Below are 13355 nucleotides of genomic sequence, written 5' to 3' on the forward strand. Positions count from 1 at the left end.
GAAATGACCGAGCACGTCCGGTACTGGACCCCCCAGTGGCAGCCCACCCGCGCCGCGCACCCCGCGCGGGCCGACGCCCCCCGCGCGAGCGGCCACATCCTGGCCCTCACCGCGCGAGAGGACGCCGAGCAGGCCCTGCGCCGAGCGGTGGCCCGCCACGACGCCGGCGCCACGCTGCACGTGGTGCGCACGGCCGACCAACTGGTGCCGGCGCTGCGCACGCACCCGCTGCCGGGCCGCATCCTGATCTGGCACGGGCCCGCCCCGGCCGAGGACGCCGGTGAGGTCGAGGTCGCGCACGCCGCCGAGCGGGAGTACTTCCTGCTGCACGAGCTGACCCAGGCCCTGCTGCGCGCGCGGCCCGACCACGACGTGCGGCTCGTGCACGCCTTCACCGAGGGCACCGACGGCGCCGACGGCGCGAGCCCCCGGCACGTCGCCGTCGGCGCCTTCGCCCGCGTCGTCGCCCTGGAGAAGCCCACCTTCGACTACCGCAGCGTCGCCCTCACCCCGCGCTCGGCGGACGACGCCGCCGCCACGCTGCTCGCGGAGTTCGACCGGCCGCGCGAGGCGGCGCAGGTCCGCTACGAAGGCGAACACCGCACCGTACGCGGCCTCGCCGCGCTTCCCGCGCCGCCGCTCGCGACCGCGGGGCCCGGACCGGTGCGCCCCGGCGCCACGTACCTGATCACCGGCGGGCTCGGCGGGCTCGGCCTCATCTTCGCCCGCGAACTCGCCCGGCGCGCGCCGGTGCGCCTGGTGCTCAGCGGGCGCCGCCCGCTGGACGAGCGGGGCCGCGCCGCCCTGGCCCAGTTGGCCAGCGGCGGCACGCAGGCGCAGTACGTCCAGGCCGACGTCAGCTCGGCCGACGGCGTGGCGACGCTGGTGAGCCAGGCCCGCAGCGCGTTCGGGCCGCTGTCCGGCGTCGTGCACTCGGCGGGCGTCATCCAGGACTCGTTCCTGCTGAAGAAGACCCACGAGGAGGCGGCGGCCGTGCTCGCCGCCAAGGTCCGCGGCACGGCCCTGCTCGACGCCGCGCTGCGCGACGAGCCGCTCGACTTCTTCGTACTCTTCTCCTCGCTGGCCGGCACGCTCGGCAACCTCGGTCAGGCCGACTACGGCTTCGCCAACGCCTATCTCGACCAGTACGCGCACCGGCGCGAGGCGCTGCGCCGGCGCGGGCTGCGCTCCGGCCGGAGCCTGGCCATCGGCTGGCCACTGTGGCAGGGCGTGGGCGCCATGCACGCGGCGGACGGCGCCGAGGAGCGGGCCAGGGACGAACTGGGCCTGCACCCGCTGACCGCAGGCGAGGGCGTCGACGCCTTCTTCACCGCGCTGACCAGCGACGCCCCGCAGGTCGTGGTCGTCAAGGGCGAGCCACGCACCTGGGAGGCGCTGGAGCGCGGCCCGCAGGCCCCGCAGGTCAGCGCCCGGCAAGCGGCCCCGGCGCCCGTCGCAGCCGCCGAGGAGGCCGACCCGGTGCTGCGCGGCCGGACCCGCGACCACCTGGTGCGCCTGGTCTCCCGCTACACCAAGCTGCCCACCTCCGAGATCAGGCCGGACACCTCGTTCGGCCGCTACGGCGTCGAGTCCATCCTCATCATCGGGATGACCCAGGAACTGGAGGAGGACCTGGGCCCGCTCGCCAAGACGCTGTTCTTCGAGTACGACAGCGTCAACGAGCTCACCGACCACCTCGTACGCACCAGGGCACCCCAGCTCCGCGCCCACTTCGGGCTGACCGCGGCGGCCCCCGCCGAGCCCGCGCCGCACCCGGCCTCGGCCGCCGCCCCCGAGCCCGCCGCACCCGTGGCGCCGGCCAAGGCGCTGTCCGGCAAGTGGGCCCTGCTCCAGGCGCGCGGCCGGGCCGAACAGCCCGTGGCCGAACCGCCGGTGGCCGGTCACCCGGCGGCCGAACACCCCGTGGCCGAGCGGCCTCACCCCGTCGCGTCGCGGCCCGCCGCCCAGCGGGAGACCACCCAGCGGGGGGCCGTCCAGCAGGACACCGCCCAGCAGGACATCGCCATCATCGGCCTGGCCGGCCGCTACCCGGGCGCCGAAGACCTCGACGCCTTCTGGGAGAACCTGCGCACCGGCACCGACAGCGTCACCGAGGTCCCGCGCCGCCGCTGGGACCACAGCGCCCTCTACGCCCCGGAGCGCGGCAGGCCCGGCACCACCTACAGCCGGTGGGGCGGCTTCCTGGACGGCGTGGAACTCTTCGACCCGCTGTTCTTCAACATCCCGCCGGTCGAGGCCGAGTTCCTCGACCCGCAGGAGCGCCTGTTCCTGGAGACCTCCTACCAGACCATCGAGGACGCCGGGTACGCGCCCGACGCGCTCGCCGGCAAGAAGGTCGGCGTCTACGCCGGCGTCATGTTCGGCCTCTACCAACTCCTGGCCACCGACAAGCACGGCGGCTGGCTCAACGGCAACTCCTCGTACGCCTCGGTCGCCAACCGCGTCTCGTACTTCTTCGACTTCCACGGCCCGAGCATGACGGTCGACACCATGTGCTCGTCCTCGCTGGTCGCCATCCACCAGGCGTGCACCGCCATCCGTAGCGGCGAGTGCGAACTGGCCCTGGCCGGCGGCGTCAACGTGATGTCCCACCCGGCCAAGTACATCCAGTTGGGCCAGGGCGGTTTCCTCTCCAGCGACGGCCGCTGCCGCGCCTTCGGCGAGGGCGGCGACGGATACGTACCCGGCGAGGGCGTCGGCGCCGTGCTGCTCAAGCCGCTGCGCCAGGCCCTCGCCGACGGCGACCACGTGCACGCCGTCATCAAGGGCTCGGCCGTCAACGCCGGCGGCCGGACCAGCGGCTACTCCGTGCCCAACCCGCAGGCGCAGGCCGAGGTGATCGGCGAGGCGCTCGCCCGGGCGGACGTGGACCCGCGGTCCGTCTCCTACGTCGAGGCACACGGCACCGGCACGTCGCTCGGCGACCCCATCGAGATCACCGGGCTGACCAAGGCGTACCGACGGGCCACCCAGGACCAGCAGTTCTGCGCGATCGGCTCGGTCAAGTCGAACATCGGCCACCTGGAGTCGGCGGCCGGCATCGCGGCGCTGACCAAGGTCATCCTCCAGATGCGGCACCGACAACTCGTCCCCTCGTTGCACACCACGCCCCTGAACCCGCTCATCGACTTCCCCGAGACGCCCTTCACCGTCCAACGCGCACTTGAGGACTGGCAGGCGCCGGTGGGCCCGGACGGCCGCGCCCTGCCGCGCCGGGCCGGCATCAGCGCCTTCGGCGCGGGCGGCACCAACGCCCACCTCGTCGTCGAGGAGCCCCCGGCCCAGTCGGCGGACACGGACGACGCGCCCCGCGAGCACCTCTTCGTGCTCTCAGCGCAGCAGCGGGACGGGCTGCGGGCCGCCGCCCAGCGACTCCTGAGCCATCTCGACCGGCAGGCCGACCCGGCCCCGGCCGCCAGGCCGGCGACCGAGACCCCCACGGCCCTGACGCCCGACGCGGTGCGCGAGGAGACCCGGGCCGCGGTGGCCCACGCCCTTGGCCTGCGCCCCGCCGACGTCGCCGACGACGAGCCGTACGCCGACCAGGGCCTGGGCACCTACGAGTTGGTCGCCTGCCACGAGCGCCTGCAGGAGCGACTGGGGCTCAGCTTCCCGACCGAGGTGCTGCACGAGCAACCCACCGTCGCCCGCACCGCGGCCCACCTGGCCGACCTGTACGGCGCGCGGCAGACGCCCGAGCCCGCCGCGCGGCCGGCCGTCGCGCCGGCGCTCTCCCTGGCCGACCTGGCGTACACGCTGCAGACCGGGCGCGCGGCGATGGCCGAGCGGCTGGCCGTGCGCGCCGGCGACCTGGCCGAGCTGCGCCAGGGGCTGCGCGCCTACCTGGAGGGCCGCGCGGACGCGCCCGGCGTGTGGAGCGGCTCGACCGAGGACCACGACCGCCGGCTGCACTCGCTCCTTAGGCACGACGTCACCCAGAAGTACACCCGCCAACTCCTCGCCGAGGGACGGCTCGACGAGACCGCCGAGATGTGGGTCATGGGCGCCGACGCCGACTGGGCGCCGCTGTGGCAGGCCCAGCGGCGCCGCCGGCTGCCGCTGCCGACCTACCCGTTCGCCCGCGAGACGCACTGGGTGATCCCGGTCGGTCCGGACGACCCGCTGGTGCCCGCCACGGCGCTGGCCGCCGCGTCCGGCGGGCCGGTCGCGGTCCCGGCCACGGCGCCGGCGCTGCCCGCGGCCCCGCGCCCCGCGCCGGCCGCCGCGCCTGTGGCCGCGCCGCTGAGCGGCGACGAACTGCACGCCGTCGTCCTGGCGGACGTCAAGCGCCGCTTCTCCGAGGTGCTCAAGATCCCCGTCGGCCGGCTGAAGGCGCACGCGACGTTCGAGGACTACGGCGTCGACTCCGTGCGCATCACCCAGCTCAACCGGGCGCTTGAGGCGCACTACGGCCCGCTGCCCACGTCGTTGCTGTTCACGTACAAGGACCTGGAGTCCCTGGCCCGCCACCTGGCGACCACCAGCGCCGCGCGGGAGCTGGGCGCGCCGGCCGCCGTGGCCACCACACCGGCCCCGCTCTCGCCGGCGCCCGCCGCACCGCCCGTGCCGGCCGGCGTCGCGGCGGCCGGCTCCGGGGACATCGCCGTCATCGGCCTCAGCGGGCGCTATCCGCAGGCGCCGACGCTCGCGGAGTTCGCGGCCAACCTGGCCGCCGGCCGGGACGCCATCACCGAGATCCCGGCCGAGCGCTGGGACCACCGCGACTTCCCGGACGTGGACTGCCGCTGGGGCGGCTTCCTCGACGACGCGCTCGCCTTCGACCCGGGCTTCTTCAACCTCTCGCCCGGCGCCGCCGCCTACATGGACCCGCAGGAGCGGCTGTTCCTCCAGGCCGTCTGGCACTGCCTGGAGGACGCGGGCCACACCCCCGAGTCCCTGGCCGACCCGGAGGCCGGCGACCGGCGCGGCAACGTGGCCGTCTTCGCCGGCGTCACGTTCAACGAGTACGGGCTGTACGGCGCGGCGGACCTGGCCGCCGGCAAGGACGTGCCCATCGACTCGCAGTTGTACTCGGTGGCCAACCGCGTCTCCTACCTGCTGAACCTGCGCGGCCCCAGCCTGGTCGTGGACACCGCCTGCTCCTCCTCGCTGTACGCCATCCACCTGGCCTGCGAGGCGCTGCGGCACGGGGAGGCCGAGGTCGCCATCGCCGGCGGCGTCAACCTGAGCCTGCACCCCAGCAAGTACCTGACCCTTGGCATGTTCAACTTCCTCTCCGCCGACGGCCACTGCAAGAGCTTCGGCGAGGGCGGCAACGGCTACGTGCCCGGCGAGGGCGTGGGCGCCGTACTCCTCAAGCCGCTCGCCCAGGCCGAGGCCGACGGCGACCACGTCTACGGCGTCATCAAGGGCACCGCCGTCAACCACGGCGGCAAGACCAACGGCTACACCGTGCCCAACCCGGTCGCCCAAGCCGAGGTGGTCCGCGCCGCCCTGGCCAGGGCCGGCGTGGAGCCGGGCGGCGTCAGCTACCTGGAGGCGCACGGCACCGGCACCTCACTCGGCGACAGCATCGAGATCGAGGCGCTGGCCACCGCGTTCGACGGCTTCCCCGACGACGGTCGGCACTGCGCCATCGGCTCGGTCAAGTCCAACATCGGGCACCTGGAGGCCGCCGCCGGCATCTCCCAGGTCACCAAGGTCCTGCTGCAGATGCGCGAGGGGCGGCTGTTCCCCAGCCGGCTCAACTCCGAGCGCCTCAACCCGGAGATCGACTTCGACCGCACGCCGTTCCGGGTCCAGTTGGAGGCCGAGCCCTGGCAGCCCCCGCAGGGCCAGCCGCGACGCGCAGGCGTCAGCTCCTTCGGGGTGGGCGGCGTCAACGTCCACCTGGTCCTGGAGGAGTACACCGGCCGGCCGCACCCCGCGCCGGCGACCAGCGGCCCGCACCTGGTGCCGCTGTCCGCCCGCACCCCCGAGGCGCTGGTGCGCTACGCCGCCGCGCTCCACGCCCACCTGGACGGGGCGGCGCCGGACGCGCGGCCCGACCTGGCCGACGTGGCGTACACGCTCCAGACCGGCCGCCGACCCCAGCGACACCGCGTCGCCTTCTCGGCCACCGACCACGCCGACCTCGCCGCCCAGTTGAAGGGCTTCGTGGCCGACGGGCGGGCCGACGCGGCGCGCGAGCGGCTCGACGAGGCGGGCCGGCAGTGGCTCGACGGCGCCGACGTGGACTTCGAGGCCGCCTGGCGCGGACGCCCGGGCCGCCGCGTGCCGCTGCCCGGCTACCCCTTCGAGCGGGACACCCACTGGCTGTACGAGGGCGCGGTACGGGTCACCGCGACCGAGCCGGCCGCCGCGCCGCCGGCCACGGCCGACGCGGAGCCCGGCGGCGTGGACCACGCGTTCCTGGGCCAACTGGCCGAGGCGTTCCGGGGCGAGCGCCTGGAGCTGATGGCGGGCTACCTCCAGCGCCGGGTCGCCGGCCTGCTCGGCTTCGCCGACGGCCGGCTCCCCGAGACCGACCGAGGCTTCTTCGAGCTGGGCATGGACTCCATCACGTCCACGCAGATGCACAACCTGCTGGAGCGCCTCTTCGGGCAGAGCCTGGACCTGCAACTCATCTTCAACTACCCGACGATCAACGACGTGGCCGCCTACCTCCTGGACCTGCTTGACCAGGCCGGCGGACAGGTGGCCGGCGAGCCGTCCCCCGCGCCCCAGGCCGCCGAGGACACGGACGCGCCCGTGTGGCTGTTCACCCGGGACTGGGCCGAGACCCACGCCAGCGCGGCGCGCCAGGCCGGGGGCACGGTCGTGCTCCTGGACACCGGCGAGAAGCTGCGCACCGCCCTGCTGGGCCTGCCGGCCGACGAGCGCCCCGAGCACGTGGTCCTCGTCCGCCCGGGCGAGCGCGGGTTCCGCGCCGTCGGCCCGGACGAGTTCGAACTCGACCCGCTGGAGCGGGACGGCTACGAGCGCCTGCTCGCGGCGCTGGCCGAGCGCGACCTGACCGTGGACCGGATCATCCACCACTGGTCGGCCGCCGGCTCCGACGCCGACCCGGACCGCATCGAGGCCGGCCTGCACCAGGGCGTCTACGCCCTGACCGCCCTCAGCCAGGCCGTGCTGGCCAAGCTGCCGGGGCAGCGGGTGCGCCTGGTGTACGCGTACGCCTCGCGCGGCGGGGCGGCGGCGCCGGAGAGCCAGGGCATCGGCGGCTTCGCGCGCGCCGCCCGCATGGAGAGCCCGCTGCTGGTCTACAAGACGGTCGAGTTCACCCGCGCCAACCTCAGCCGGGCCCGGATGGCCGCCGCGCTGATGGCCGAGTTCGGCCACGACGACGCGGACGTGGAGCTGCGGCACAGCGGCACCCGCCGCTGGACCCGCTGCTTCCACCCGGTGCCCGCCGGCGAGATCGAAGCCGCCAAGCCCCGGTTCACCGCCGGCGGCGTCTACCTGATCACCGGTGGCCCCGGCGGCCTGGCCGGCCTCTTCGCCCGCTACCTCAGCGAGGAGCACCGGGCCAGGGTCGTCCTGGTCGGCCGCCGCGCGGCGGACGCCGAGAAGCTGGCCGAACTCGCCTCCTGGGGCCGGGACGGCGGCGAGGCCGTCTACCTGCGGGCCGACATCGGCGACCGGCGGGCGGTCGCGGACCTGGTCGCCGAGGTGCGCGGACGGTTCGGGCCGATCACCGGCCTGATCCACTCGGCCGGCGCGCTGCGGGACGGTTCGCTCCAGAACAAGCGCCCCGAGGAGATGGCGGAGGTCTTCAGGGCCAAGGTGTTCGGCACCCGGTACCTGGACGAGGCGCTGCGGGACGAGCCCCTGGAACTCTTCGTGATGTTCTCCTCGCTGGCGGCGGTCCTGGGCAACTTCGGGCAGAGCGACTACTGCTTCGCCAACAGCTACCTGGACGCCTTCGCCGAGTACCGCGCGAAGCAGTGCGAGCGCGGTGAGCGCCCGGGGCACACGCTCTCGCTGAACTGGTCGTTCTGGCGCACCGGCGGCATGGAGACCAGCGAGACGATCCTGACCTGGATGCGCAACACGCTGGGCACCGTCGTCCTGGAGGGCCCCGAGGGCTGGCAGGCGCTGCGTACCGGGGTCGGCCTGGACCACCCGCAGGTCGTCACGGTCAAGGGCGACATCGCGAAGATCACCCGCATGCTGGGCGTCCCGACGCGGGAGATCGAGGCCACGCTGCCGGTCGGAGCGCCGACCGAGGAGGGCGCCGAGCCGGCGGCCGGCGCGGCCTGCGCCGACCAGGCACCGGCCTCCACCGGCCTGGACGGCCTGGACGGCCTGGCGGGCGTGGACGACCCGGAGGGCCTGGACGCCGCGTCGTCCGACCTGGACGGCATGGGCGAGGACGACCTCGTCGCCCTGCTGCGGAAGGAAATCGAGCTGAGTGAGAACGAGGGGCTGGATGTTTCATGAGTGAGCAGGCGAAGAGCAGCACCACCGAGGTACTGAAACAGTCAGTCCTGACGATCCAGAACCTGCGCCGCCAGTTGGCCAGGAGCCGCGAGGCGGGTCGGGAACCCGTCGCCGTGGTCGGCCTGGCCTGCCGCTTCCCCGGTGGGTGTGACACACCCGAACGGTTCTGGGACTTCGTACGGGAGGCCGGCGTCGGCGTCCGCGACGTTCCCGACGACCGCTGGCCCGTCCAGGACCACTACGACCCGACGCCGGGCAAGCCCGGCAAGATGTACATCCGGCAGAGCAACTTCCTGGCGCGGGACGTGGCGGCCTTCGACGCCCGGTTCTTCAAGATCTCCCCGCTGGAAGCCAACGCGATGGACCCCCAGCAGCGGCAGTTGCTGGAGGTGTCCTGGGAGGCGCTGGAGAACGCCGGCCAACACCCGGAGGAGATGCGCGGCAGCTCCACGGGCGTGTTCATCGGCATCTCCAGCAACTCCGAGTACGCCCAGCTCGTACGCGACTCCGCCGACGTCAACGAGTACATCGGCACCGGCACCACCTCCAGCATCGCCTCCGGTCGCGTCTCGTACGCGTTCGGCTGGAACGGCCCCGCGCTCTCCGTCGACACCGCCTGCTCCTCGTCGCTGGTCGGCCCCCAGTTGGCCGTCGACGCGCTGCGCCGCGGGGAGTGCGACACGGCGCTGGCCGGCGGCGTGAACATGATGCTCTCGCCGGGCGTCATGTCCTCGCTGTGCATGATGAACGCCCTGGCGGCCGACGGCAGGTCCAAGCCCTTCGACGCCTCGGCGGACGGCTACGGGCGAGGCGAGGGCATCGGCATGGTCGTGCTCAAGCGGCTCTCGGACGCCCAGCGCGACGGCGACACCGTCTACGCCGTGATCCGTGGCGGCGCCATCAACAACGACGGCGAGAGCAGCGGCCTGACCATGCCCAACGGCCAGGCCCAGAAGGCCGTGCTCGCCCGGGCGCTGCACAACGCCGGCGTCGCCCCCGAGGCCGTCGACTACCTGGAGACGCACGGAACCGGCACCCTGCTCGGCGACCCGATCGAGATCGACGCCATCCACCACGTGTACGGCCACCCCTCCCGCCGCCTGACGCTGGGCGCGGTCAAGGCGAACATCGGCCACCTGGAGGCCGGCGCCGGCATCGCCAGCCTCATCAAGACCGTGCTGTGCCTGCACCACGGCCAGATCCCGCCCATCGCCGGGCTGACCGAGCTGAACCCGCGCCTGGAACCGCTCAGGGAGTCCTTCGACTTCCCGCGCTCCGTCCGCGACTGGCCGGCCGACCCCGACCGGCCGCGGCACGCCGCTATCAGCTCCTTCGGCTTCAGCGGCACCAACGCCCACCTGATCCTCTCCGAGGCGCCCCAGGCGCCGGCGTCCGGTGCGGCCGGCCAGCCGGCCCGCCCCCGGCTCGCCTCCTCGCTGCTGACGCTGAGCGCCACCGACGAGGAGAAGCTGGTCCGCCAGATCCGCGGCTTCGACGCGTACCTCGCCAGCCACCCCGACGTCCCGGTCGAGGACCTGTGCTACACGGCCAACGCCTGCCGCACCGCGTTCACCCACCGCGCCGTCTTCCTCGGCACCACCGTGGCGGAGCTGCGCGAAAGCTTCGGCGCCGTGCTCGCCGCGTACGAGGTGCAGGGGACGCTGTACTCCGACACCTCGGTCATCCTCGGCAGCAGCCACGGCCGGGACCGTTGGAACGCCAAGCGCACCCTGTTCACCCCGCACGCGGGCGGCCGGGCCTTCGCCGCGCAGACCGACGAGAAGATCCAGCCCAAACTGGCCTTCCTCTTCCACGGCGACGCGGGACACACCTTCGAGGTGGCCCGCGCGCTCGCGGCCGACTTCCCCGTCTTCCGCTCCGCGCTCGCCGAGTGCCTGGCGCACTTCGACGCCGCCTGCGGCCCACAGCTCGCGGCCCTCACCACCGAGGGGGCCGAGCCCGCCACCGAACAGGCCCGGCAGGCGTGGCTGTTCGCGGCCGAGTACGCCCTGTGCGAGCTGCTCGCCTCCTACGGCGTGCTGCCCGAGATCACCTTCGGCGAGCGCACCGGGTCCCTGGTCGCGGCCGTCGTCTCCGGCGTGCTCGACCTGGAGGCCGCGGTCGGCCACCACCTGGCGCTGGAGCGGGCGCGCGCATCGGCCGAGCCGGTGGCCTTCGCCCGGGTGCGCCTGGAGCGCGAGGCGTTCGAGGGCGTGCTGCGCGACTGGCAGGGCCAGGCCCACCTGTCGGCCGTGTACGGGCCGAACGAGCGGGTGCTCTCCGGCGCCCCCGCGGCGCTCGCCCAGGTCACCGACGCGCTGGCCGCCGCCGGCGCCGAGATCACCCAGGAGCGGGAGGGCACCTGGCCCTCCGCCGCCTACCAGGGCCGGGCGGAGAGCTGGCAGCGCACCGTACGCGACGCCGCGTACCAGCAGCCCGACAGCCGCTACCAGTCGCCGCACACCCTGACCACCAGCCACAACCCCGAGGCGCTGCGCGCCGACTTCCGCGACCACGCCCTGACCGCGCCGATCCGCTACGACGAGGGCCTGCGGGAGCTGTACGACCAGGGCTACCGCTTCTTCGTCGAGCTGGGCGCGCCCCGCGACGCCGAGGTCCTCCAGCGCGATGACGTCGTCGTGCTGCGGCTGACCGACGCGGGCCCCGCGCTGGAGACGCTGCTGCGCGCGCTGGCCCGGCTCTCCTGCCTGGGCTCGTCGCTGCACTGGCGGGACCACTACGCGGGCCAGGGCCGGCGCAAGCTGATGCTGCCCAACTACCCCTTCGAACCGACCCGCCACTGGCTGGCCCACTCCGGCGCCGACCGGGAGTCGGCCGAGCTGACCGGCCGGCTGGGCGGGCGGCTCAGCCGCGAGGGGCTGCGCGGCGAGGAGCTGGGGCTGCCGGTTCGGCAGAAGCAGTACCTGTACACCTTCGCCCACCAGAACTTCCCCGAGCTGGTGGACAACTCCGGTGTCGTCCACGTGGGTTACTACCTGGAGATGCTGCGGGCCGTGCTGGCCGAGCGACACCCGGGCCGGCTGTGCCGGGTGCGTGACATGCGGTTCACGGCCCCCATCATGGTCTTCGCCGAGGAGACCAAGGAGGTCCTGCTCGTCCTCGACCCGCGCGACGACGGCGACGGCTCGTTCGACTTCCAGTTCCACAGCAAGGAGGCCGGCGCCGCGCAGTGGAGCCTGAACGTGCACGGCGTCGTGGGCCCCGCGGACGAGGTGGCCGACGCCGCGCCGCTGGACATCGCCGCCGCCCAGCGCGCCAGCGACCGCCACGTGCCCCGCGAGGAGTTCTACGAGCCGCTGGAGCAGGACCGCGGCTTCTACTTCGGCCCGGCCGTGCGCTACGTCGACGGGGCCTGGTGGCGCGGTCAGAGCGAGGTGCTCGTCGGTTTCGCGGCGCCCGAGGGAGCGACCGCGCGCCGCGCGTACGCCCTCGGCTTCCACCCCGGCGTCCTCGACAGTTGCGCCCAGACCTGCAACTACGTGGCCGTCGACCGCACCCCGAGCGGGCGCAAGTACATGGTCGCCGAGATGGACGAGGTGCTCCTGCGGCCCAGCTCCTCGGCCGAGGGGCTGTTCGCCAGCGTGGCCGTCCCCGACTACGACGCGGAGCGAGGGGAGATCACCGGCAGCATCCGGCTCGTGGACGGCTCGGGCACGACCGTGGCCTCGGTCGGGCACATCCGGCTCAAGGAGTTCGACGAGAAGAAGCTCGGCGAACTCAAGGCGATGATGGACGCCGCGACGCTGGACAAGGAGGGCGAGGACCGGGACTTCCTCCAGCGCTACGGCTACGCGAACGCCGAGCGCAAGCAGGAGATGGTCCTGGAGTACCTGAGCCGGCTGCTCGCGCACATCCTGGAGATGGAGCCGGACGAGGTCGACCCGGACCAGCCGATGAGCGACTTCGGCCTGGACTCCATGACCGGCCTGCGCTTCTTCCACAAGACCGGCACCCTGCTGTCCGTCGACATCTCCTTCGCCGACATGGTCCAGAGCGACACCCTGCGCGGCCTCGCGCAGGGCCTGACGGACCTGCTCCCCGGCGGCAGCGGACTGCGCGCCACCCAGACCAAGCCGTACGAGGACGACCTCTCCCCGGCGCACTGGGTGCACCGCTACGAGCCGAACCCCGACGCCAGGGTGCGCCTGTTCTGCTTCCCCAACGGCTACCGCGACGCCGACCTGTTCGACGACTGGCGCGACCACCTCGGCCCGGAGATCGACGTGTGCGCGATCAAGCTGCCGGGGATGGACACCAAGCGGCTGGACGAGCGGGCCCCGTCCGACCTCGACGCCTTCATGCGGACCATGGAGCGCGTCATCGACCCGAAGCTGCTCGACCTCCCCTGCGCCACCTTCGGGCACAGCTGGGGCGCGCTGTTCTCCTTCCGACTGGCCCACCGACTCGGCCTGAACCCGGACGCCCGCCTGGTCAAGACGTTCGTCTCGGGCTTCGCCGCGCCGAGCGGGCCCAACCCCAGCATCCAGGACATCCTGGACGAGTTGGCGAAGAACGGCATGAAGCGTATCCCCACCTACGACGAGATCCGGCACGACCCCGAGGCCGTCGAGGTCGTGGTCCGCGCGTACGGGGACGCCTGGAGCTACGGCGAGGTGGAGACGCGGGCGACGCTGCCGCAGTTGCTGGCGGCGTGCAGCCTCATCGACCGCTACACCTACGACCCCGAGGAGACCTTCTCCGCCCCCATCACGGCCTTCCACGGCGTGGACGACTGGGTGGCCTCGGAGGAGACCAAGCTGTGGGAGGGGCTGACCACCGGCCCCTTCCTGCTGCACACCATGGCCGGCGACCACCAGTTCATCGACGCGCACCAGTCCCAGGACCGCCTGCTGGCCATCATCCGGCAGGAACTGCTGAGCGCGGTGGGCCGGTCGTGAGCGGCGGGTTGT

The 13355-nt window shown here is 73.7% G+C and carries 2 protein-coding genes; both read left to right on the forward strand.

The genetic code is table 11. The features are described from left to right. Positions 1–3 precede the first annotated feature (3 nt). Positions 4–8424, forward strand: a complete 8421-nt coding sequence (locus tag H7H31_RS30855) for an SDR family NAD(P)-dependent oxidoreductase (protein WP_187064535.1) — start codon at positions 4–6, stop codon at positions 8422–8424. Then, a complete protein-coding gene (locus H7H31_RS30860) occupies positions 8421–13343 on the forward strand; it encodes a type I polyketide synthase (RefSeq protein ID WP_187064536.1) in 4923 nt (1640 codons plus the stop codon). The genes H7H31_RS30855 and H7H31_RS30860 overlap by 4 nt, the downstream gene beginning before the upstream one ends. Positions 13344–13355 lie beyond the last annotated feature (12 nt).

Origin of the sequence: Streptomyces buecherae (assembly GCF_014295035.1) — a bacterium.
Taxonomy (GTDB): Bacteria; Actinomycetota; Actinomycetes; order Streptomycetales; family Streptomycetaceae; genus Streptomyces; species Streptomyces youssoufiensis.

Coding starts and splice junctions, on each gene's coding strand:
- H7H31_RS30855 (WP_187064535.1), top strand. CDS start 4: ATGACCGAGCACGTCCGGTACTGGACCCCCCAGTGGCAGCCCACCCGC.
- H7H31_RS30860 (WP_187064536.1), top strand. CDS start 8,421: ATGAGTGAGCAGGCGAAGAGCAGCACCACCGAGGTACTGAAACAGTCA.